This window comes from Dolichospermum planctonicum (genome assembly GCF_005402965.1).
Classification (GTDB): domain Bacteria; phylum Cyanobacteriota; class Cyanobacteriia; order Cyanobacteriales; family Nostocaceae; genus Dolichospermum; species Dolichospermum planctonicum.
In genome coordinates this window covers 21,542-45,126 of sequence record NZ_BJCF01000003.1, presented here as the reverse complement: position 1 = coordinate 45,126, position 23,585 = coordinate 21,542, and the positions used below count along the sequence as shown (strand labels likewise).

Genomic DNA, 23,585 nt, shown 5'->3' with positions numbered 1-23,585 from the left:
AGTTATCATTCATCTGTTTAGTATGGTAATTGATAATTGATAATTGATAATTGATAATTTGCTGGTGCGAAAACATATTTTGCTCGCTTGTTACTTATTAATGCTAACACCCAATAACCATGGGTGTAGCATATTATTATATTTATAAGCGTAGAAAAAAGCTGTCTGATAAATAGTTAAAGCTCTTAGGAAATCCTAAAATGATAAAACTAACTAATTTCCACCCAGCAATTAACCTTTACAGTATATCTTTAGCTTATAACATCTCAAGCAAATTTTGTAGCCACCGAAATATGTTTATCTAAAACGCCGGTTACGTCTAATAGCAACTGCTTTACGTTTACGCTTTTCCAAAGGTGTTTCAAAGTGTCGCCGAGATTTTACATCAGCTAATATACCAGCTTGAGCAACTTGGCGTTTAAAACGACGCAAAGCCGAATCTATGCTTTCATTTTGTCCTAAAAGCACCTGAGTCATTCTTATCCTGCCCTTAATTGATTGATGATTTTCATTTTGAAAATTTTCATTCTCAAAAAGCATTTTATCAAAAACTTGATCAGAAATAAACTCTTCACAAGTTACTTAGGTTTGGGTTGAAAATTCGGTAATTCTACAGATGCTAAAGATTTCCGTCCCTTGGGTGGTCGTTGGGGATAAATCAATGGTGAAGGTGATTTATGTGCAGATGTATCAGATGTATTATGATCTAAAGATTGATCATCTGCAACATCTAACCAATAATCTTCCATTTCCACCTCTGTAGAAGTGATTGGTAATGCCGGCACTGGTGATAATAGCAAATTTTGCTGATCATGGTTTTCATTAGTAGCTAATGGATTAATTTCTAGCTTTACATCCTGATTGATTGTTATTTCTGTTTGTGGATTATTTTCCAGATTCAAGGACAGATTTTCCCAAATAAATGTATCATCGTCATCAGGATGATGAATATTTACCTCTCCTGCTGTTGCTTGTGAAATTACTTGAGGTAATGGACTAGTAAAAAGCTGATGGGTGATATCATCCTGTGGCAGACTTTCCGGTAATATTTCAGAACTAGCTACAGTTTCCACCTTACCCGTTATTGACTGGGAGATCAATGGTTCTTGATCGTGGCCATAGTCATCAGAAATAGTTGCCTTTGGTGGCATCCAGGGATTATGTATAGAATCGCTTGGAGAATCTGTAACTCCAGACCAAGGTTGAATAGGTTGAGCGTTGGGGAACAAAGATCGAGCTTTTCTAGAAAATCTAGTTTGTTTGTGAATAACATTGTATGGGTGATGACCATCATTCTCTACATAAATCCCATCACCGGGAATTGGTGTATCCAGACATTTTTCCAAAGCCGACTTAAATTGTAAAGTCTGTCGTTGTTGACGCATAAGTCTAGCCCGCAATTCACGACAAGTATTTTCCGATTGTAATAGCTGCTGGGACTGTTCACCATAATTACTTTGTAGCAAAGAACATTCCCGTTCTAAACGCGCTAAACGTTGTTGGCTAATTTCCATAAGGGATTTATAACTCTCTATACAGACTTCCTGGCGTTGAACCGTTTGTACAGATATTTCTAACTGTTGATATAAAGACTGAATTTGCTCACCCGCAGCGGAAAGTTCTTGAGATTGTTGTTTAAACATGGACTCAGTAACACTAGAGCGTGTTTTCTGCCATTGCAAAATTTTTTCTGCTTCCGCCAATTCCGTTTTTAACTGCTCTACTTGAGCGTATAAATCATTATTAGCTGTGCGTAATTCTGTATTTAAGTTTAGTAGTTGCTGAAATTCTAAATTGACCTGTGCCTGTTGATCAATGTCAAGTTCTGCAATCAAGTCCTGTTGGTTGCTGTCTGCCAATTTTTCCATAACTACGGTTTCGTGTTTATCATCTGTACTTAGCCGATAGCGTCGCGTTCTTGAAGGCTAATGGGAGGTAAATTTGTTATGCTCACTATGGTTATGATCCACAAATACCTAACCAATATCAATCCTTTGACACCAACAAAATAGTCAATAGATATTAAATCTACAAATTACGATTGTGAATTAGTTCCACCCTGAAATTGTAGGGGGCAACGGCCGTTGACCCCTACTTGTACCGAAAACTCCCAATCTAAAATCTAAAATCTAAAATCTAAAATTTTTTGGTCAGTTGTCAATCAATTAAGGTAGCCAATGGGGATGAAAGCCGACGAGGGGTAATTGTTCTGGTTTAATATCAATGTTAGTATTATCAGGGATGGGTAGCAAGGGCATTAACCAAAGAGTACTACTAGCAATCGGTTCACCATCCTCAGTTTTTAAGGTATTTGCAGGTAATGGTGTAGTATTATTGTTGATGGGAATTACTTGGTCAAATAATAAGCCTAAACCGTCAGGCGCTAAACTGGTTTGGACATTGCGTTGAGCAGCAGGTAGCAGTAGTAGTGGTTTTTGCATTCCTGTTTTCAAATCAATGGCCAGTAAATAAGGCTGTTCCAGATATTGTTCCTGAGAAATAAGTTGTGTCAGTAAGCAGTAAAGAGTGGGGGACGCAGGATCAAACTGACAACTAAGAATAGAGCCTTTAGTCTTTAATAATTGCTTTTGTACACCTTGATTGGTTACCAAAAACAAATCCCGCGTATAATCAGTATTAAATTTGACCATTGCCGCCTGGGAGCCGTCTTTAGAAAAGGCTTGTACTAAGCCAAATTGGGGAAGAAAATCTAGGGGTTTGTTGCTATTACCGTCTAAAGAAACAATTGCTGTTCCCTGACCTTGGGAAACTGCTACGGCTTTGCTGTCTGGTGTAATCAAAAAATCCCCACCCGGTTGTCCTTGTAAGCGTTTTGGGATGGGTTTTTCTGAATAAATATCATTGCTAGTAGGTAAATACCAGAGAGCAAAATCACCAGGGTTATCCCGTTTACCTCTTTGAATAACAATAGTTTCTCCATCTGCTGAAAGGTCAAATTTCAGATTTTGATATTCTTTGTTATCCAAAATCAAGTCAACCTTCCCGGCTGCTTTTGCTTCCTTACCAATTTGACTAGAAATACCCGTAGTAACAGTATAAATTTGGGCTGAAAGTAGGTCGGGATTTTGAGAAGAACGAGCAGAAAATACAATTTTTTCACCATTAGGGAATGGCTCAAAATCCATAACAATTAAGTCTTTGGGGGTAAGAACCTTTTTTTGTTCTTTGGTCAAATTATAAAGTACCAACTGCCCTGGAAATTCTTGACTAGTTCCAATATAAAGGATAACGCGATCGCGGGTGGTAAAACTACCATTAAAAGGCTGCATAACCCGGTTTTTTCCTTCTGCTTGGGAATATTTGTCTCTACCTTTTTCTAATTTAACTTGGTAAGTTGTGCCATAGGGGGCTGGTGTCAGCAGTGTATACACCATTCTTCTTCCCGCCCAACTAATTTTACCAGCCAAAGGTGGATCTATTTTCAGATTTTCCTCCACACTTTTGATATCCATAGGCCGACTAAAATTCAGAGAAAATGAAACATCATCCGCTCCAATTTGTTGTTTTTCCCAGGTAAAATTGCGGACAACAGGTTTGACAACATCACCTTTCCAGATGATTAACCCTATGAGCATACTTAATAATAGCATCAGGGCGATCGCAATTCCGTCTAATGGTTGAATAAATTTATAAGATTTGCTCATCTAACAATTTTGGATTTTGGATTTTGGATTTTGGATTTTAGATTGGCCATCTTTTGTATATTTAAGAAGCACAAGCAAAAGTTAAAGGGATCATCTACTGCTGATTAATAACTGTAGGGATTTTGAGGTTGGGGAATTTTTTTCAGAGAATTGGCCGCAATAGTTAATTGGCGCTTTTGGGCAATGGTTTGAGTTGTCATTTGTCCTTCCACTTCTAACCATGTATCAGGTGGGTATTGTTGACGAGACGAACTTGGTAATTGCACTGGTAATCCTACTGGATAAGCATCTGCGGCACAACAAGTGAGGATAAATCGGGCTAAAAATATATATTCTTGACTAACATTAGGTTGGTGAATCACAAATCCCTGCACCTTTACCTTTTGTCCCGTATATGCGTCTGGTTCAGGATATACATTTAGTGTTCTTACCCAGTCTACAAGCGATCGCTCCTCTGGACGAACCTGAGCGCGAAATGCTTGGGGTTGGACACGAGTTGCACCAATTAATTCTGTCACACCCCGATCCAAAGCTGTTTGACTAGCAAAAGCACGGGGTGTAATCATTAACCCTAGAATTGCGGCTGTTAATAGCAGGAAACTACCCCAACCAGGGGGAAATACATTAATGTGCAAAGCATTAGCCTTATCTAGTTGGCGGCGGTGTTTCCACAGTTGTAAACCTTTAAAAAAACCAATAATTAACAAACCTATACCACCGACAATGGCTAACCAAAAGTAATCAGGGTGAATTAACAAATACAGTTTACCTGTTAGCCAGTATTTCAACATTAAAATACCCCAAGCTGTAATAGCGACCACATCTAACCAGGGTATGAATTTATTTGAGGCTTTGATTTGAGAATTTGACATTTTGTCGGTAATAGGTGAAGTGGTAATACATTAGGACTTACGCACAAATTACGGAATAATCAACCACATATCGAAGCGAGCGAAAGCTGCACTAAGGCCTAGCAACCCTGGTGATAGCAGCAGAGGACACCAAGGAAAAAGCGTTTCTCCAGTTTGCGTCAGTCCCATGATCTCAGATTACGTGCAAATTCATGAATAAAGTGAATAAAAGCGTCAATTGTCCAGCTAAGAAAAAAAGATAGATCAGAGCTTTCGGCTTAAAAATGGATAACATTAAACCAATACCTTTAATATCAATCATCGGTCCAAATACTAGAAATGCCAATAATGACCCGCTGGTAAAAGTAGAAGCAAAAGATAAAGCAAAGAAGGAATCAACTGTAGAACATATTGATACAACTCCTGCTAAAACTAGCATGGCTAAAATGGAGCTAACAGGACCTGCTCCCAGACTAAGAATGAGTTCACGGGGGGCTAAAACTTGGATAGCAGCAGCTATGGCACTGCCTAATACCATAACTCCGCCTAATTCCCGCAATTCTTGGACAATATTATCTAATACAGACTGGAGTTTCTCTGGTAAAGGTTTACTAAAGTTAGGAATTGTAGCCACTTCACTGTAATAATCATCTATGCGTTTTGGTTTTCCCGTTGTTCCACCCAGAATATAAGTTCCCGATTGCAATAAACTAGGCCTATTGGTTTGCAGTTGTAATTGGGATTGTTTTCCCCCGCGTGTTGTTTTTGCTTGAGTAGGGGGGTTAAATTTGAGGTAACGAGCTATACTTGGTTGCAAAAAGGGAATTAAGTCTGATTGAAAACTGAAAATAAAACCAATAATGGTAGCAATGGCTAGAGAAAATACCACTCTTAACACTACTATTTCTGGTTGATCACGGAATGCAGTCCAAGTTGACCAGATGACAATTGGGTTAATTGTCGGTGCGGCTAATAAAAAGCCCATTGCTACTGGTGTAGGTACTCCCTGCATTAATAACCGCCTAGCCACAGGTACATTACCGCACTCACAAACTGGAAACAAAAGACCCATTGTACTGCCAAATAAAGCCCCCAGCAGGGGATTTTTGGGCATTTTTTCGACCAATTTACTCTCATCAATAAAAAACAGTAGTACACTGGAGAAAAATACACCCAGCAGTAAAAAGGGCATGGCCTCAACTAGCAGACTGAGAAATAATGTAAAACCATTGTTCAGTTGATTCGTCATGCGTTGCAGTCAACAGCGGTTGGTGAGTTTTAGGGTTTTGTTTTGTCATATTACCCGATGGGGTAGCATCTGCCCAGGGGATTCACCCCCCAGACGGGATCAATAAATTAATAATAATAGCAGGGAATAAGCAATATGGAATAGAGTTGAAATTTTCAACCAAAAATATATATAAATAAAGTCGGGATTAGCATAGCCACGACTCTAAACGGGCGCCGAGACAGAGTAAGACTAGCAACAGTCAGCATCAGTCAGTGAAGCGTTAAGTGTTTCCCCGTCTCTTTAGAGCGGTGAGTATGTCAATCTAACTATATTTTTGTTATTTTAATGCTATGCTAATTCCTCAAAAACAATATCCTCATAAACCGACTCAATGGGAAAACTTAAATCAATACTTCGTAGCTCGATATTATCCCCCGACTGATAATTAAAAATCTCCCAATTACCGCGATCATTTTTGCGGTATAAATCAATCGCTATTTTCTCAGCATCAACCAAAACATAATCTTGCAAACTAGGATTGCGACGATACAATCTAAATTTATCCCCTCGGTCATAATTGGCTGTACTCGGAGCTAAAACCTCAACAATTAAACAGGGATATTGAATTGCTTGGGTTGCAGTGCGATCGCTATCTTCGCAAGTAACGCTCACATCAGGATAAACATAATCGTTCGTTTCCAAAATATTTACACGACAATCGGAATTACCAACCTGACAACCACCACCCCGTAAATGACTTTTAACGATAAAAATAATATTACTAGCAATTCGTCCATGATTTTGAGTTCCCCCACTCATAGCGTAAACTTCACCATTCAGATACTCATGGCGAAGCAATTGTTTCTCTTCCCAGACAAAATATTCTTCGGGTGTTAACTTAGGAAACTTATCTTTTACAGCAATCATTTTTTGTTACCTCATCTGTAATCGACACAAAGTAAAATCGCATTACCAGACTTTCCTTAGCAGCCACTCAGCAGCCCCCCCATTGTTCCTGTTAGGTGATCGCTAGTAATAGTAATATTTCTGATTTTTAGGACAAAATACAACATCAATAATAGAAAAAAATAGAAAAAATCCGAATCAACCGATTGTGACATCAGGGGTGCGGAATGTGGGTTTAATCATCATCCAAACTACTCAAAAACAGGCGACCAAATTTCCGAAATTGCCACTTCCCAACCAGGTAATAAATCAGGAAGAGTTAAAATATCACCATCTTTGAAAATCACCGTTTCTCCATGACAAGAAACCTCTACAGTTCTTGTTTTGGGATTAATTAAAATCCCAACTTTTGCACCTAAATTCATAAAATCTTCAATCTTTTTTCTCAGTTTATCTAAGGAATCAGTTTTAGATTTTACTTCAACTACTAAATCAGGAACTAATTCTGCATAATCTTCCGTTGATTTTTTCAGGCGATTAGCACAAACAAAAGATACATCAGGCGCACGTAAATCAGAATTTGGTAATTTAAACCCCGCACTAGAACCAACTACACGCCCTAGTTTACGAGGTCTTACCCAGTTACCCAAAATTCGCGCAAACTCAGTACCTACTTCTTCCGATTCATAACCTGACGGACTCATAATAATGATACTCCCATCTACTAATTCCAGGCGATAGTCAGGATATGCTATCTGTATTTCTTCTAGTTCTTTGACTGTAAAAGACATGATCGTTTTCTCCTGAAATACTACTCCCCGTGATATTATTCATCATGCCAAATTTCTTCCTTCACCCTCACAGGCAATTTCGCTAAATCTGGCAACTCCACCGCCTCCACATCTGTGATTTTATCTTTAATATTAATAGGTATATTCACTGGTTGGCGTTCTTCCATCCAGCAACTAGCCACAGGTAAAGTTTCTTCTAACTCATCTAATGGCCGAGGAATCACCATAACTGCATTTAACTCACCAATGCGTTCCGCTTCAAACATTCCCGCTTCCACTGCTACAGCTACATTAGCCACTGAACCACGAATGATAGCCGTACATAAACCAGCACCAATTTTTTCATAGGAGGCTAAATGCACATCAGCAGCTTTCAGCATGGCATCACAAGCTCCCACCATGGCTGGAAAGCCGCGAGTTTCCACCAGTCCAATGGCTTGATTACTCAAACGACTGTATCTACCATCTTCCATAAATTTAGTCAGACGGTTAATCGGTAGAACTATATCTAAATTAGGATAGGGACGGGGAATAACCAAACTAGACACCAACTGTCCAAACTGTTCAGCGGTTTGTACACCTGCTTCTACAGCCAAGCGCACATCAGCGATACCACCTCGCACAATAGCGGTACAATGACCACTACCAATTTTTTCATAGCCAACTAAGTGGACTCCAGCCGACTTTAACATCATGTCAGCCGTGCCAACTATAGCGGGGAAACTGAGAGTTGAGACTAAACCTAAAGCAGTATCTTTGAGGCTATCACGGCGACGTGGTGCATGAATATTGCTCAAAGCACTTTCATTATATGTTTCCATCTGCATTTTCCAGGATAAGGTTCGTATAGCGTCTTCAATCACAGAAGAATGAAAACTAGCATTTGAATATGGACTTGGGTTCACACTTCATACTTAACACTTAACCTGAAGAATTGTCAGAGTTTTGATTGCCCAAAGATTGTCTATGGGGAAATAATGTACTCAGCAGCCTATTTATGCTACCTTGTCCATAAATTTGTGTACCAAAAATATTGTGAGTTTCAAGATTCGACTGACTGGGTTTTAAGTTCTCAGAGCATTCTTCTGTAGAATCCGGGAGCGTAGTTTCTTTAGATGTAGAATCACTTACCACAGCGGTTTCTTCTACCGGAGGAGACTGGCTTTTCGGTGTGGGTGAAGGTGGAGATACGGGTGTAGATTGGTGTTTAAATTCCAGAAAAGCCGCCACCGAGAGTTGAGTTGAGGAAATTACTTGTTCCTCTTTCTCTGGTTTCTCTGGTTTCTCTGGTTGAGAATTAGAAGACTCCGGTTTTTCCGCTGACGGTTCAACAACCTGCCGACTAGTATCCCCCAAAATTGAACCAGGGGCAATCACTTGTCCTGGTGCTACGGAATAGTTAAAAACCGTTGTCGCTGCACCAATACAGGCATTAGCCCCAATTTTACCTTGACCAACCATCAAAAAACCGGCTCCCAGGTTTGCTCCTGCTTCTATTTCTAGGATACCCTCGCTCACTTGGAGAATTGACCCCATACCCAGGCATACCCCAGCACCAATCACAATTCTACTGTTAGTAGCTGCTTGGAGAATTATTCCCGGAGCTAATACCGCACTGGGATGAATAATCACGTCGCCATAAATATGTGTATCAAATCTATCGCTCAGTTGTAGCAGCGATACTGACATGAAATTACCTCGGAAGCCGGAAATGGACGATATATTAGCTAATGGGTAATGGGTAATTGGTAATTGGTAATGGGTAATGGGTAATAGGTAATTGGTATTAAATGATTATTGTCTCTTACCTCTTGCCCTTTCCCTCTTGCCCTTTCCCTTTTCCCTACTCCTATGGACGCTGAATAATTGCTTCTAATACGCGGCGTTTTGCTTTGGGGTCTGTCCCCACTAAACGCACATACTCGCCTGGATATTCAGAAACATACCCTTCTAATGTTGCGATCGCTTCTCGTTCAGATGTAGTCTGAATTTGACCCGCAACTGTCCAAGTACCTGTGCGGAAGCGGCGTTGGTCTACGTGTTCAACCGCAATTTTTGCACCACTGGACAACAATTGGCGCAATTGATCTACTGTTTCCGCGCTTAGACGGGTGCTGGTAACTGTCGCCGTTGCTGTCGCCGTTGCAGTTGCAGAATTTGTACTTGTAAATGATTTGGTGCTACCAGAAGACGCTACGAGTCCGTTTGGTCTTTGGATAATTGCTTCCAATACGCGACGTTTAGCTTTGGTGTCAATGCCAATTAAACGCACATAATCACCTTTATGGGACTCTATACACTCTTCTAAAGCAGAAATAACTGCTTGAGTAGATGTAGATTGAATTGGTTCACAACTATTCCAAGAACCTGTACGGAAACGTCGTTCATCTACGTATTCTGTGCCAATCTTGTAACCACTGGTCAAAAGTTGACGAATTTGATCTAGGGTTTCCGCACTCAATTTCCCACTACCAACGGCATTACCGTTACCATTACCATTGTAATTGCCAACGGATGCAGCAGCGGGAGCTTTAAAGCTAGATGTACCAGCGACTACACCATCAGGACGTTGAACGATTGTTTCTAATACCCGTCTTCTGTTGTTATCAATACCAAATAGACGCACATATTCACCGCTATGGTCTCGCAAACAGGATTCTATAGCAGAAACCGCCTCACCTAAAGACCGGGTTTCAATGGCTTGACAACTCTGCCAAGAACCCGTACGGAAACGTCTTTGGTCTACGTGTTCTGTGCCAATTTTAAATCCTTGTTCTAGTAGATAACGTAATTGATCTACTGTTTCTGTACTTAAGCTATAGCTGGCCACGTCACTGCTCCTTTCTAACTCTTCAATTTCAATGCTTGTATAAGATTTATCTGCTGCAAGATTAAGTTCATCCCGAATGGGCGCAATACACTTGCTATCTGCGGCGCAGTGATAACCAGCCCGCAAAGCCTGATTAATTCCGACTACATGGTGAGCAAATTCTTGATCCTGCACCTGGACATCTGGTAATCTATCCGCTTGCTGCTGAGTAGTAATTATTGATCCAGATGCTACGTATTTACCCGGTGGAATTTCTACATCTTGAATTAATGCGTGCATCATAATAATGCACCCTGCACCTACTCTGGCATTAAATACCGTAGAACGAAAGCCAATAAAACAACTATCGCCAACGTAAGCAGGTCCATGAATTAGTGCCATGTGGGTAATGGAAGCACTTTTGCCAATCCATACCGAGTATTTCTGTCCATCATCACCAATAACTCGGCCTTGCTCCAACCCATGAATAACTACACCATCTTGAATATTAGTATTTTCACTAACACAAAAAGGTGTACCTTCATCTGCTCTAATGGAAGTTCCTGGAGCAATTATGACATTTGCACCTATATTGACATCACCAATTAGGTTACAAGAAGAGTGTACAAATGCAGTTTTATCGATATTGGGTTCGGCTAAACTCCTTGACCACGGGGTTGGGGGTGCCGCCGTGCTGCGGACTACCATTGCGAGATTCCTCCTGAAATAAGCTTTTTGTCAGTGGTCAGTTGTCAGTGGTCAGTTGTCGGTTTTTACTTCTTTTCTGTCACCTGTCACCTGTCCTCTGTCACCTGTTCCTGACTATCTATACTGGTCTTTTTTGCTGTAAATGACACGATCTTCAACATAAATGGTATCTATAATTGCCACCACTGCTGCATCTAAGGGTCGTTGTTCATTGCCCAGCACTTGACGAGCAGCACTGCCGCGACTGACAAGTACCCACTCATTCACTCCTGCCCCCACACTATTATCGGCTGCTACCTCGTATACTGGCAGGAGATTGCCATTTTCATCTACCAATTGCAACATCAGCAGTTTCACACCCCGCAGACTGGGATCTTTTTGGGTGCTAGTTACTGTGCCACGAACTCTGGCAATTTGCATGATTAATTATGGTCTTCTACCGAAAGGGCGAATTGTGTTCACACCTTCCCGGAATTGTTCTACATCTTCTGTATACCGAATTGGGAGGACATATTCTAAGTTTTCGTGAGGACGCGCAATGATGTGTGTAGATAGCACTTGTCCACCGTTAACACGCTTCACTGATTCTACCCCAGCACCTACTGAAGCTTGAACTTCGGAAACGTCACCACGGACGATAACTGTCACCCGACCACTACCGATCTTTTCATATCCTACCAAAGTAACACGCGCAGCTTTTACCATCGCATCAGCAGCTTCTACTACTGCGGGAAAGCCTAATGTTTCTACCATTCCTACTGCAATTGACATTTTTTTGTCCTTAAATTAAATTTTTACCTGTATCCAGATTTAATTTCAAACCACCAGTCTCGTTAATGATTTTCGTTTAAATGGTCAGCCTTTCCACAACTAGACTAAGCGCGAAACTGTTCTACTGCTTCTGTATAACGAATTGGCAAGACGTATTCTAAGTTCTCGTGGGGACGGGCAATGATGTGTGTAGACACTACTTCACCACCGTTGACTCTTTTGGCTGCTTCAATACCAGCCGCAACTGAAGCTTGCACCTCAGAAACATCTCCCCTCACAATCACTGTAACGCGAGCGCTGCCAATTTTTTCATATCCTACTAAGGTCACACGGGCAGCTTTTACCATGGCATCAGCAGCTTCTACTACTGCGGGAAAGCCTTTAGTTTCAATCATTCCAACTGCAATTGGCATCGCAGAACTCCTCAAAAATTAATCGTTTTAGAACTAGCGGTGGAAATTTTGGCCGGGGATGCTCACTTTCCAAAATACCGCCATATTTAAGCTTATGAAACCTTGGCATCCTTGGCAACATAAATTACTATAATAGTTTGTCATAAAATATATTTAAAAAACTTAACAAAACTTTATACTGTCCTTTGTGGTCTTCAAATTCACTGATCCCTAGAGTGACAGCTTATGCTTTATAATTTCTTTATCACTTTTAGAACCACTACAGTTTACAGCCTAAGCTAATTCTTTGATAAGGAGGACTGGCATAGGCTAGGTATGTGATAGATGGGCTATTGGCTAGATATTTTACTTGGCTATTTTTATAAATACTGGGTGAAAATTCGCCAATTTTACAAATGTACATGAAAAACTAATTTAAAACAGCAGCAAGGGAAAAATGTTCTTTAATCAGAGAATATCTAAAATATGACAGCATTATTTAATGACTCGATCAAAGGCTATTTTCAAGCAAATATGCCTAAGATATTTAGCTAAAAAAATTAAGAAAACATAGATTTTCTCGGAAAATTTTGTTTTTGAGCAAAGGATTATTTAAAGGCTGTTTAAGAGAATGGAAACTCAGTTGTCAAGGAAGATTTTAAATGAATGAATTTCTATTTTTAACAAGTTGGTTCGTCCCTCTTTATAGTTTACTAGGGGCAATTTTAACTTTGCCTTGGAGTATAGGAATTATCCAACGCACAGGACCTAGACCTGCTGTATACTTGAACTTGCTGACTACCATCTTAGGTTTTATTCACAGTCTATTAGTATTTAAAGATGTTTGGAATCGAGAGCCAGTACATCTACTAATAACTTGGTTTCAAGCTGCTGATTTCCAATTATCCTTCGCTTTAGAAATTTCTGTGGTCAGTGTGGGAGCAACTGTTTTAATTACCGCACTAAGTCTATTAGCACAAATTTATGCCCTAGGCTACATGGAAAAAGACTGGTCTTTAGCCCGATTTTTTGGTCTATTAGGATTTTTTGAAGCCGCTTTGATTGGTTTAGCAATTAGTGATTCCCTCTTTCTCAGTTATGCTTTGCTGGAGGTTCTCACTCTTTCCACCTATTTACTCGTAGGATTTTGGTATGCTCAACCTTTGGTAGTTACAGCAGCACGAGATGCCTTTTTGACGAAACGGGTAGGCGACCTATTACTATTAATGTCCGTTGTCACCCTTTCTACTCTGGCTGGTAGCTTAAATTTTTCGGATTTGTATGAATGGGCGCAAACTGCTGATTTAAACCCAGTTACATCCACTTTACTCGGCTTGGGTTTAATTGCCGGTCCTGCTGGTAAGTGCGCCCAATTCCCACTGCATCTGTGGTTAGATGAAGCTATGGAAGGTCCAAACCCAGCTTCGGTGATGCGAAACTCTTTGGTGGTAGGTGGAGGCGCTTATATTCTCTACAAGATTCAACCATTATTATCTTTATCCCCTATTGCTTTGGATACTTTAGTGGTGGTGGGAATAATGACAGCAGTGGGCGCAACATTGGTATCTATCGCCCAAATTGATATTAAGCGAGCGCTATCCCATTCTACTAGTGCCTATATGGGATTGGTGTTTTTGGCGGTGGGTTTAGAACAAGGCGGAGTAGCCTTAATGTTACTCCTCAGTCATGCTGTAGCCAAAGCCCTATTATTCATGAGTTCTGGTTCAGTTATCTATACCACCCAAACCCAAGACTTAACAGAAATGGGGGGTTTATGGTCAAAAATGCCAGCTACAACCACAGCCTTTGTTGTCGGTTCAGCAGGTATGGTGACACTACTACCATTAGGCAGTTTCTGGGCAATGTTAGCATGGGCTGATGGACTGGTCAGAGTTAGCCCCTGGGTAATTGTGGTTTTAATCTTAGTTAATGGCCTCACAGCTTTGAATTTAACTAGGGTATTCCGGTTAATTTTCTGGGGAAAATCTCAACCAAAAACCCACCGCGCCCCAGAAGTCGCCTGGCCAATGGCATTACCAATGGTGACTTTAACTATACTAACATTATTGTTACCATTAATGTTACAACAATGGTATTTATTACCTAGCTGGGAAAGTTTAGATGGGTATATAGTTGGTTCTCTATTCGCTTCCACTCTGGCTGGAGTAACTCTTGGCGCTACCATTCATCTTCACAAAGCTTGGTCAAGATCCAGAATTTTAATCTGGAGATTTTTGCAAGACTTATTAGGCTATGATTTTTACATAGACCGCATTTACCGCTTAACGATTGTAAGTGCTGTAGCGCTGTTATCCAAGATATCCGCGTGGAGCGATCGCTTTTTGGTAGATGGTTTAGTCAACTTAGTCGGCTTTGCGGCAATTTTTAGCGGACAAAGTTTGAAATACAGCATTTCTGGTCAATCCCAAGGCTATATGCTGACAATTATCTTCGTTATTAGCATCCTGGGTTTTTTCATTAGTTTTTCGTTGGGTTTATTCGATAAGTTGCCTTTTTAGGAAACAGGGAACAGTCAACTGTCAACTGTCAACTGTCAACTGTCAACTGTCAACTGTCAACTGTCAACTGTCAACTGTCAACTGTCAACTGTCAACTGTCAACTGTCAACTGTCAACTGTCAACTGTCAACTGTCAACTGTCAACTATGCTCAGTACATTGATTTTACTGCCGTTAATTGCTGCGGCTTTCATTGGTTTTTATCCTTCTACCATCTCTGGTAAACTAGCCCGAATTATAGCTTTAGTTTTTAGCGTTGTTATTTTTCTATGGAGTATTTTCATAGCCATTCAGTTTAACCCCAGAGACATTACTCAACAATTTGCAGAATCCCTACCTTGGGTAGATGCCATTGGCTTAAATTACAATCTGGGTATAGATGGTTTATCCCTGCCGTTATTACTTCTGAATGGACTATTAACTTGTATTGCTATTTATAGTAGTGATGAATCTCAACAACGTCCTAGATTTTACTATTCCTTAATTTTTCTCTTAACCACTGGGGTAATTGGAGCATTTTTAGCACAGGATTTATTATTATTTTTCCTGTTCTATGAGTTGGAATTAATACCCCTGTATTTGCTAATTGCCATTTGGGGAGGTGCAAGACGAGGTTATGCAGCCACAAAATTTCTCATTTATACCGCTTTTTCGGGAATCGTCATTTTAGCTAGTTTCCTGGGTATAGTTTGGTTAAGTGGTTCTTCCAGTTTTGCACTCTTGACCTTAAATACTCAAAATCTGCCCTTAGCTACTCAAATTTTACTCCTTGTAGGCATTTTGGTCGGTTTTGGCATTAAAATCCCCCTCTTTCCCTTCCATACTTGGCTACCAGATGCCCACGTTGAAGCTTCTACACCCATATCTGTTCTCTTGGCTGGAATACTACTGAAGTTAGGGACCTATGGCCTACTGCGATTTGGCATGAATTTGTTACCAGATGCTTGGGCTTATTTAGCCCCTTGGTTAGCTACATGGGCAGTAATTAGTGTTTTATTTGGAGCTTCTTGTGCTATAGCGCAAACAGATATGAAAAAAATGGTGGCTTATAGTTCTATCGGACACATGGGCTATGTCTTGTTAGCCGCCGCCGCATCTACTCCTCTAAGCGTATTAGGGGCAGTTATGCAAATGATTAGTCACGGATTAATATCCGCTATGTTATTCCTGTTAGTAGGAGTTGTCTATAAAAAAACTGGTAGCCGAGATTTAAACGTGGTTCGGGGACTACTCAATCCAGAACGCGGTTTACCCCTGATTGGTAGTTTAATGATTATGGGAGTCATGGCTAGTGCAGGTATACCCGGAATGGTGGGATTTATTGCCGAATTTATCGTTTTTCGCAGCAGTTTTGCAGTTTTCCCGGTCCAAACATTGTTGGGAATGTTAGGAAATGGTTTAACTGCCGTTTATTTCTTAAATCTTGTCAATCGTGCCTTTTTTGGACGGTTATCAGAGGAACTTTACAACCTACCTCGTGTTTACTGGAGCGATCGCCTTCCTGCTATTATTTTAGCTGTATTTATCCTCATTTTCGGCATTCAACCCACCTGGCTGGCACATTACACCGAAACCACAATTACCACCATGGTAAACACCAGTAATCTAGTACACAACAGTGAGCATAAAATAGCTATTCAAAATAGTTAAAAGTCGTATTATTCAGCCTTTTAACTTTTGAGTTCTAATTCAATTACAGGAGAAATAGTATGGTAAAAACTGAAAAAAAGCCCGCTTACAACCCCCTATCTGAGTATCTTGAACGCTTACAAAATGGTGGTGCATTACTCAAAGATAGCCCCGAAAACGTTTTAGAAGTTGTTGGCATTCTCAAAAGTTATGGTATAGTTTTAGATGCCTATTCTAAAAACCTCATTTACATCGCTGAACATCAATTTTTAGTGTTTTTTCCCTTCTTTAAATATTTTGATGGTGATGTTTCTTTTGCTAAATTAATCCGTCATTTATGGCATGATCGGATTAATTTTGAATATGCTGAATATTGCATGAAAACCATGATGTGGCATGGTGGTGGCGGTTTAGACAAATACTTAGATACTCAGGAGTTTCAAGATAGAGCAAAAACCGTTATTGCTGCTAAATTTAAATATAATCCCCTGCTGTTGGGATTAAATCAACTATTTCCTGAATTTTTAACAGAACAGTTACGAGTTTCAGCTTATTACACTGGTTTAGGTCAATTTTGGCGAGTTATGGCTGATATGTTTCTGAATTTATCAGACCGCTATGACAACGGCGAAATTAAATCTATTCCCCAAGTTGTAGAACATATTAAACTGGCTTTAGTTGCAGATGCAATTAAACCAATTACATACAGCGTCAAAATTGGTGGTAAAGTCTATGATATTATTCCTAAATCAGTTGGTTTAACCTTCCTTGCAGATACCGCAATTCCCTATGTAGAAGCAGTATTTTTTAGAGGAACACCATTTTTAGGAACAGTTTCTTTAAACGCCCAAGCATATCAAGTTCCTCCAGATCAATCTCGATTCCAATATGGTGCATTATACGCCGATCCTTTACCTATTGGTGGTGCGGGGATTCCCCCAACTTTATTAATGCAGGATATGCGTCATTATTTGCCAGAATATTTACATAGTATTTATCGTCGCAGTCTCAGGAGTGAAGATGATTTACGAGTACAAATTTGTATGAGTTTCCAAAAATCCATGTTTTGCGTCACCACGGCCGCAATTTTAGGACTTTTACCTTATCCATTAGATACTCAAGATCCATCTGAGAAAAAAGCCATTCAAGTTTATTTAGAAAAGTGGCTGTCAAGATTAGAAAACTCCCGGTTATTAGAAGTCAATAAATAGGCTAATATAACTACCCTATCATATTGCCAAAAAATAATTTTTGCGGATTTAAAAGAAAGAAATCTCTTGACACGAAGCTAGGACTGTGTTATCATAGTACAGACGAGGAAGAACTATCTTCACTGCATAAGCAATTTTAAATACCATTAAATAAAACAAGACTAATTGGGAGTTAGTTATAGATGACTCTTCTGGTTGTTGTCTGTGTCTGGAGTGGTTAGTTAAAAACCCCTTCAAGACTCAAATTGCTATAACATCAGCAGTTGCCACAAATACGTAGTATGAGTTATCATACTAATATTGTCTTTAGAAGTATTATTACCAGCTTGGATTCTTACAGCAGTTATCCGTTTATGAAGTACAGATATTAATAATAAAACTCTTGTGGTGCGGGCAAGATGCCCGCACAAGGTAAGGTGTACCTCACTCAAACTGAACTCGCTGTAAATTCCAGATTGGATCTGAATAACAGTCACTTATTGATAAGACTGGTTTTTGCGTCATGAGCTATTGTATCAACCCGCACTGTCCCAAACCCATTGACCTAGCAAATGCAAATAATCCTATTTGTCGTAACTGTGGGTCACAATTACTGCTGCAAAATCGTTATCGGGTACTCAAACAACTAGGACAAGGTGGTTTTGGGAACACCTTTGAAATTGACGACGGTGGAGAAACCAAAGTTTTAAAAGTGCTGACTGAAAATAACTCAAAAGCGGTGGAATTGTTTCAACAAGAAGCCAAGGTTTTGAGTCAGTTAAACAGTGTGGGTATTCCCAAAGTCGAAGCAGATGGTTATTTTACGGTTTTACCTAAAAATAGCTCTGTACCATTGCATTGTTTAGTAATGGAGAAAATTGCAGGAGTAAATTTAGAGCAATGGATGGAATTTCGTAAATATCAACCTATTGCTGAAAAAGAAGCTCTCAATTGGCTCAAACAAATAGTAGAAATTCTGGCTTTAGTCCACGCTCAAAAATATTTTCATCGTGATATTAAACCTCAAAATATCATGCTGCGACCAAGTGGGCAACTTGTCTTAATTGATTTTGGTGCAGTGCGACAAATCACCACCACAATTTTAGCGAGAAATTCCCATACGAGAATTATTTCTCAAGGTTATTCACCACCAGAACAACAAAACGGTTATTCTGTACAACAGTCAGATTTTTTTGCTTTAGGACGGACTTTTATATTTTTGCTCACAGGTAAAGAACCCCAGGATAAAGCTATTTATGATCCTCTGACTAATGAGTTACATTGGCGAAAATATGCAGTTAATATTTCTCCGCTTTTAGCAGATTTAATTGATAATTTAATTGCTCCTACTGCAAATCAGCGTCCTGAAAATACGAGAGTTATTTTCCAGAGATTGCAGAAAATTGAAAAGGCTTTAAATCAACCGCAAATTTTCGGAAATACCACCAATATTCAATCAAAAAGTAGTTTTTTACCGACGGTTTCTGTTAGTCCAGGTAAACCCGTACAACTTGCGGCTAAACCAAGTCAGAAAAATCGCCAAATGTGGAAATGGTTGATTGGTTTAAGTGTGGGATATTTTGCTATTGCTGCATTGAATCAACCTAATAATAAAAACATAGTTGTAACTGAAGAAAAAATACCTGTTGTTAGTCCTAGTATTTCTAATTCATCACCAATTATTCCTATTTCTGAATCTACACCAAAGGCTAAAACGCAAATTCAGCCAAGTCCGGTAAATGTAATTTCATCTGAAGATTTGCAAGCTGAAAAAGCGAAAAGGGAAAAAATAAAAAAACGTGAAGCTGCTTTAAAAGCTGAACGAGAGAGAAAAGACGCTATAGAGAAACAAAGGAAATTAGAATCAGCCGCTAAAGCCGAACAAGAAAGACTAAAGGATATTAGGAAACAAAAAGCAGCTAAAGAAGCACAGGAAAAGCTGGAAACTGAGAGACGAAAGAGGGAATTTGAAGCAGCCATATTAGCACAACAGAAAGAACAAGTAGCACTGCAAAATAAACAAAGAAGACAAGCAGCAATACAAGCTGAAAAGGCTAACCAGGCTTTGCGAAGAAAATCACAAAAAACAATTGTGTTAACTCCAAAGAAACGACAATTACCAACTAAACCACAAAAAGTGAGGAAAAAACAAGAAAATACACCACGTTCACATGATAATGTAGTTGATGTCACTAAACCTTGGGAAAATACACATCCCATTCCTAAAGCTTCCGATGAATTAGAACAGGTAATCAAAGAGGGTAATCAATAATGAAATTCACAGTTAAAGGTCTAATTGCTTTATTTGTCACTAGCTCGGCTTTGTTGTTAACGCCAATGAGAAGTAATGCACAGGTTAATATGAAGATACTAACTCAGGTGGCTGATAGTTGTCAGAAGGATGTTTTTTCTAAAAAATACTATCAACAAATGCTATTGAATATTAATCACTTTCTGTCGAATAACAATGATTTAGGGCATAACAATGTTTTAAAAGAAGTATGTATCTACTCTCGATATCATTACTCCTTAATTTTGAATAAATTTCCTGAACTCGCTTCAACAGGAGAAATCTTACCTGGATATCCTGGTTCTGTAGCTGTTGGACAACTAGCACGCACCTTTAGTTCTTATGGTGTTAGGACGCAGTTGTTAGACTGTATTATTGCTAACAATATCTCTGGTGGCGTATGCAGGTGGAGCAAAAACCATATTTCTCAAGGCCAAAAATATAGCTCTTTTGTTCATGGATCATACTACTTACCATACGTTTGTCCTTCTTGTGTTGTAGCTCATGATGATGTATCAGGTTCAAGAGAGGTAATTTTAAAAGCTTTTATCAAATGGTTTATTAAACTTGATAAACCACAAAGACGAGAAGTGATTTCTCTTTTAGGGGATGAAGATGAAGCTCCTCAATTGAGGGAATCACTAAAGAATGAATCTCAAAAAGCAGTAGAAGAATATCAGGAAACACGCGCAAGGGTTCAGCAGCAGGAACAGGAGCGACGTAAAAGAGAATTACTTGGTAATTAGGTTTTTGTAATTTAGTAGGTTGGGTTGACGCAAGGAAACCCAACAATAATCAATAACAGCGTAACGTAAAATTAATGATAATAAATAATTAAAAGTAATGATTGTTTCCTTTAGTTGTAAAGAAACCGAAAAAATATGGCAGGGGGTAAGTTCAAGAAAATTACCAGTAGATATCCAAGAACGAGCATTACGCAAATTGCGACAACTAGAAGCAGCAGCTAATTTAGATGACTTGCGTATCCCCCCTGGAAATCGCTTAGAAGCCCTTTCTGGAGATAGAATAGGAGAATACAGTATCCGTATTACAAAGCAATGGCGGATCTGTTTTATTTGGGAAAATGGAAATGCTTATAATATAGAAATAGTGGATTACCATTAGGAGAAAATGACATGGAAAACAACTTACTACATAATCCCCATGCTGGTGAAATTTTAAAATATGAATTTTTAGAAGAATTAGACATCAGCGAAAATACTTTAGCTGTTAATTTAGGTTTAACTTATTCTACTATTCAAGGAATTATTACAGGTAAACTTAAAATGACGGCAGATATAGATTTACGTCTCTGTCGCTATTTTAGACTTTCAGATGGTTATTTTTTACGATTGCAAAACGCTTATGAAATAATGGAAGCAAAAAGAAATTTAGGAGAAATTTTAAATCAAATTATTCCTTATTAAAACAGAGGTTTTATCATGACTTTATCTTATATAGTATTAGAAGGTAATAAAAACCAAGAAATTCTAGAAAAATTACTGCCTAAAAATTTAATTCAAGATGTGAAAATAGTAGTAGGTGACAGTCAGTATGAAGTAAGATCATTAGCAAGTTCTCTAATTGCTACTAGACACATTCCTGTAATCTTAATTTTAGATGCTAATACAGATAACGAATCTCAAATATTTGAAAAAAGGGATTTAGTTAATTATTTATTACGTCGTGCTGCGGCTAAAACCCCTTTTCAAGTATCTTTAGCTATTCCTGAAATAGAAATTATATTTCTCCAAAATAAACCATTAATTGAAAAAATCACCCAACGTCAATTTAATGATTTAGAATGGAAATTTGCTCAAAGCAAACCTAAAGAATTTTTAGAGACAGTTTTAGGCACAGAAAAATCAATCAATGAGAAAATATTTAGTAATATCAATGATGAAGAAATTAAGATATTACAACAACATTCATTAATACAAGAAATAATGATTTTCCTATCATCCCTTACTCTATCTTCTGTTGCAATTAACTAACTATATATTTGTAGGTTGGGTTGACGCAAGGAAACCCAACAACACCAACTATGATCAATCGTTTTTTCTAGTAATGGCAGAAAATGACAAAACCTGCCATAATATAGAAAATAACATTCACGGAAATCACCTCATGAAAAGTATGAATATTTCCTTACCTGACACCATGCGAGCTTACGTAGAACAACTGGTAGCACAAGGTGGTTACAGCAGTGTTAGCGAATACTTTCGGGAATTAGTACGACAAGACCAAAAACAAAGAGCAAAGGAACAACTACAGACCATGCTTTTAGAAGGATTAAATTCTGGAGAAGCTACAGAAATGACAGCACAAGAATGGGAAGATATTCGTCAAGCAGTCAGAGACAAAATTAACAACCGTCAAGGTGCAATTTAGCTTGTGATGTTTGAAATTAAAAAAAGACCTCAAGTTATCCGTGACTTGATAGATTTAGCAACCTACATAGCAGAAGATAATTTAGATGTTTCTGACCGCTTTTTAATAGCAGCAGAAACAACATTTAAACAATTAGCTAAAACTCCAGCTATGGGAAAAATCTGTCAATTTTCTCATCCTAATTTAACAGATCTTCGACAACAATCAATTAAAGGATTTAGAAAATATCTGATTTTCTATCGCATTTTTGAATCAGAAATTGATATTTTGCGAGTTATTCATAGTGCAAGAGATATCGGAACAATATTAGATGAGGATTTACAATTATGAACGTAGGTTGGGTTGACACAAGGAAACCCAACAATAACCAATAACAGGGTAACGTAGAATTAATGATAATAAATAATTAAAAGTAATGATTGTTTCTTTAATCAAGTTTAGGGTGCGTTACGCTGTCGCTAACACACCCTACGGATCTAAACTTCAACAAAAGTGGGAATATTTACCATTAAATCCTCCCTTTTCTCCCGAATTTCCCCAGAAAAATGCTTATCTATTAAATCTGCAACCTGTTCAGCTTTAACTTTACTATAACGAGTTTTATCAGGCATAACTAAATTAGGACCAGCTTTACAGTTTTTCATACAGCCAGTACCTTTAATAGCGACTGAATTTTCTAAACCATGATTTGTTAATTCTGACTCCAAAGCTTGACACAAAGCTTTACCTCCGCGCTTCATACAATCAGATTTTTGACAAACTAGAATTGTTTGCACTTTGTCCGGTTTCGTCTTAGCTAGATTTTGGGCTGTAACTGTTCCCATATCAGCACTTGCAGCCATAACTCGTTCCGCTACCAATGTTACCTGATCTTTTTTGGCGTTGTATTGTTTTGTTCCCACAACTTGTAACCAAGTCCCTTGAGGTAAACGCAAATCAAAAGCACTCCGTAAATGTTTGGCTAATTTTATATAACATTCACCTTCGGAAGTCCATAATAACAAGCCTTTTAGCTTATATCCATCCTTGATGACAAAATCCAAAAATCTGCCCTCAAAACAAAATTCTGTTACTTGTGAATTAGTATATATACTCATTTTTCCCCTATCTAACTAAAATTTTTGGTAACGAATACACCAACAATTTTCAAGATTCCCAATCAAGTCTTGACGAGAAGCAGTAAATTGTTTAATTACACTCCAGAGTTGAATAGCTGCGGTGAGGTTATTTACTTCTACCATTAAAGGCTGGTTAGTATCACAAATACAAATTATATCTAATTCTTGTAAGCGTTGATAAACCTGCCAACGGTCTGCCCAATCTATATCAATAACGTGCTTTTTGTCTGTTTCTGAGCTAGAAGATTTCAAGTGGATAGCCCCCAAAATGCCATAAAATTGCAGTAAAACTAGAAACTCACAGCCTAAATTTACAACTTAGTGG

25 protein-coding genes are annotated in these 23,585 nt (G+C 38.7%); 10 read left to right on the top strand and 15 right to left on the bottom strand.

What is annotated here, in order from left to right; all coding sequences use genetic code 11:
• Positions 1 to 297: 297 nt before the first annotated feature.
• The 13 genes from rpsU to FFO06_RS02175 all read right to left on the bottom strand — a co-directional run bounded on the left by rpsU (position 298) and on the right by FFO06_RS02175 (position 12,145).
• Positions 298 to 477, bottom strand: a complete 180-nt coding sequence (rpsU, locus tag FFO06_RS02235; RefSeq protein WP_028084685.1) for a 30S ribosomal protein S21 — start codon at positions 475 to 477, stop codon at positions 298 to 300.
• Between the two features lie 101 nt (positions 478 to 578).
• A complete protein-coding gene (locus tag FFO06_RS02230; RefSeq protein WP_137906573.1) occupies positions 579 to 1,868 on the bottom strand; it encodes a hypothetical protein in 1,290 nt (429 codons plus the stop codon).
• A gap of 297 nt (positions 1,869 to 2,165) precedes the next feature.
• The gene (locus tag FFO06_RS02225; RefSeq protein ID WP_137906572.1) at positions 2,166 to 3,665 is read right to left on the bottom strand and encodes an Ig-like domain-containing domain; all 1,500 of its coding nucleotides are present in this window, start codon (positions 3,663 to 3,665) and stop codon (positions 2,166 to 2,168) included.
• A 104-nt stretch (positions 3,666 to 3,769) separates the two neighbouring features.
• Positions 3,770 to 4,537, bottom strand: a complete 768-nt coding sequence (locus FFO06_RS02220) for a TIGR03943 family putative permease subunit (protein ID WP_137906571.1) — start codon at positions 4,535 to 4,537, stop codon at positions 3,770 to 3,772.
• Between the two features lie 172 nt (positions 4,538 to 4,709).
• Positions 4,710 to 5,765 carry a permease gene (locus FFO06_RS02215; protein WP_137906570.1) on the bottom strand — a complete coding sequence of 352 codons (1,056 nt, stop codon included), beginning with the start codon at positions 5,763 to 5,765 and terminating at the stop codon, positions 4,710 to 4,712.
• 330 nt (positions 5,766 to 6,095) lie between these two features.
• A complete protein-coding gene (locus FFO06_RS02210) occupies positions 6,096 to 6,674 on the bottom strand; it encodes a Uma2 family endonuclease (RefSeq protein WP_137906569.1) in 579 nt (192 codons plus the stop codon).
• A gap of 230 nt (positions 6,675 to 6,904) precedes the next feature.
• Positions 6,905 to 7,444, bottom strand: a complete 540-nt coding sequence (locus FFO06_RS02205) for a Uma2 family endonuclease (protein ID WP_137906568.1) — start codon at positions 7,442 to 7,444, stop codon at positions 6,905 to 6,907.
• A gap of 35 nt (positions 7,445 to 7,479) precedes the next feature.
• Complete coding sequence (ccmO, locus tag FFO06_RS02200) at positions 7,480 to 8,265, bottom strand: beta-carboxysome assembly protein CcmO (protein WP_137906567.1); 786 nt, start codon at positions 8,263 to 8,265, stop codon at positions 7,480 to 7,482.
• A 100-nt stretch (positions 8,266 to 8,365) separates the two neighbouring features.
• Positions 8,366 to 9,133: a beta-carboxysome scaffolding protein CcmN gene (ccmN, locus tag FFO06_RS02195; protein ID WP_137906566.1), complete on the bottom strand. Its 768-nt coding sequence runs from the start codon at positions 9,131 to 9,133 to the stop codon at positions 8,366 to 8,368.
• 160 nt (positions 9,134 to 9,293) lie between these two features.
• The gene (gene ccmM, locus FFO06_RS02190; RefSeq protein WP_137906565.1) at positions 9,294 to 10,961 is read right to left on the bottom strand and encodes a beta-carboxysome scaffolding protein CcmM; all 1,668 of its coding nucleotides are present in this window, start codon (positions 10,959 to 10,961) and stop codon (positions 9,294 to 9,296) included.
• A gap of 114 nt (positions 10,962 to 11,075) precedes the next feature.
• The gene (gene ccmL, locus FFO06_RS02185) at positions 11,076 to 11,381 is read right to left on the bottom strand and encodes a beta-carboxysome shell vertex protein CcmL (RefSeq protein ID WP_028084695.1); all 306 of its coding nucleotides are present in this window, start codon (positions 11,379 to 11,381) and stop codon (positions 11,076 to 11,078) included.
• 6 nt (positions 11,382 to 11,387) lie between these two features.
• Positions 11,388 to 11,732, bottom strand: a complete 345-nt coding sequence (locus FFO06_RS02180) for a carbon dioxide-concentrating mechanism protein CcmK (RefSeq protein WP_015080435.1) — start codon at positions 11,730 to 11,732, stop codon at positions 11,388 to 11,390.
• Positions 11,733 to 11,836: 104 nt separating this feature from the next.
• Entirely contained in the window at positions 11,837 to 12,145 is a 309-nt protein-coding gene (locus FFO06_RS02175) for a carbon dioxide-concentrating mechanism protein CcmK (RefSeq protein ID WP_027401081.1), read from the bottom strand.
• A gap of 641 nt (positions 12,146 to 12,786) precedes the next feature.
• Here FFO06_RS02175 and FFO06_RS02170 point away from each other — a divergent pair.
• The 10 genes from FFO06_RS02170 to FFO06_RS02125 all read left to right on the top strand — a co-directional run bounded on the left by FFO06_RS02170 (position 12,787) and on the right by FFO06_RS02125 (position 22,472).
• The gene (locus FFO06_RS02170; RefSeq protein WP_137906564.1) at positions 12,787 to 14,643 is read left to right on the top strand and encodes an NAD(P)H-quinone oxidoreductase subunit F; all 1,857 of its coding nucleotides are present in this window, start codon (positions 12,787 to 12,789) and stop codon (positions 14,641 to 14,643) included.
• Positions 14,644 to 14,789: 146 nt separating this feature from the next.
• Complete coding sequence (locus FFO06_RS02165) at positions 14,790 to 16,292, top strand: NADH-quinone oxidoreductase subunit M (protein WP_137906563.1); 1,503 nt, start codon at positions 14,790 to 14,792, stop codon at positions 16,290 to 16,292.
• 59 nt (positions 16,293 to 16,351) lie between these two features.
• Entirely contained in the window at positions 16,352 to 17,482 is a 1,131-nt protein-coding gene (locus FFO06_RS02160) for a CO2 hydration protein (protein ID WP_137906562.1), read from the top strand.
• 502 nt (positions 17,483 to 17,984) lie between these two features.
• Positions 17,985 to 19,733 carry a serine/threonine-protein kinase gene (locus FFO06_RS02155; RefSeq protein ID WP_137906561.1) on the top strand — a complete coding sequence of 583 codons (1,749 nt, stop codon included), beginning with the start codon at positions 17,985 to 17,987 and terminating at the stop codon, positions 19,731 to 19,733.
• Positions 19,733 to 20,497: a hypothetical protein gene (locus FFO06_RS02150; RefSeq protein ID WP_137906560.1), complete on the top strand. Its 765-nt coding sequence runs from the start codon at positions 19,733 to 19,735 to the stop codon at positions 20,495 to 20,497. Before FFO06_RS02155 ends, FFO06_RS02150 begins: the two co-directional genes overlap by 1 nt.
• A gap of 97 nt (positions 20,498 to 20,594) precedes the next feature.
• Positions 20,595 to 20,876 (top strand): type II toxin-antitoxin system RelE/ParE family toxin, encoded by a 282-nt coding sequence (locus FFO06_RS02145; RefSeq protein WP_137906559.1) that lies wholly within the window; start codon positions 20,595 to 20,597, stop codon positions 20,874 to 20,876.
• Between the two features lie 11 nt (positions 20,877 to 20,887).
• Entirely contained in the window at positions 20,888 to 21,178 is a 291-nt protein-coding gene (locus FFO06_RS02140; protein WP_137906558.1) for a HigA family addiction module antitoxin, read from the top strand.
• A 15-nt stretch (positions 21,179 to 21,193) separates the two neighbouring features.
• Positions 21,194 to 21,745: a hypothetical protein gene (locus FFO06_RS02135; protein WP_137906557.1), complete on the top strand. Its 552-nt coding sequence runs from the start codon at positions 21,194 to 21,196 to the stop codon at positions 21,743 to 21,745.
• Positions 21,746 to 21,818: 73 nt separating this feature from the next.
• Positions 21,819 to 22,142, top strand: a complete 324-nt coding sequence (locus tag FFO06_RS02130) for a type II toxin-antitoxin system ParD family antitoxin (protein WP_228036400.1) — start codon at positions 21,819 to 21,821, stop codon at positions 22,140 to 22,142.
• Between the two features lie 6 nt (positions 22,143 to 22,148).
• The gene (locus tag FFO06_RS02125; protein WP_137906644.1) at positions 22,149 to 22,472 is read left to right on the top strand and encodes a type II toxin-antitoxin system RelE/ParE family toxin; all 324 of its coding nucleotides are present in this window, start codon (positions 22,149 to 22,151) and stop codon (positions 22,470 to 22,472) included.
• A gap of 146 nt (positions 22,473 to 22,618) precedes the next feature.
• Here FFO06_RS02125 and FFO06_RS02120 read toward each other — a convergent pair whose 3' ends face one another.
• Together FFO06_RS02120 and FFO06_RS02115 are read right to left on the bottom strand one after the other, a co-directional pair.
• On the bottom strand, positions 22,619 to 23,239 hold the full coding sequence (locus tag FFO06_RS02120; RefSeq protein WP_137906556.1) for a (2Fe-2S) ferredoxin domain-containing protein: 621 nt from the start codon (positions 23,237 to 23,239) through the stop codon (positions 22,619 to 22,621).
• Between the two features lie 15 nt (positions 23,240 to 23,254).
• Positions 23,255 to 23,512: an Asr1405/Asl0597 family protein gene (locus FFO06_RS02115; protein WP_137906555.1), complete on the bottom strand. Its 258-nt coding sequence runs from the start codon at positions 23,510 to 23,512 to the stop codon at positions 23,255 to 23,257.
• Between the last annotated feature and the right edge of the window lie 73 nt (positions 23,513 to 23,585).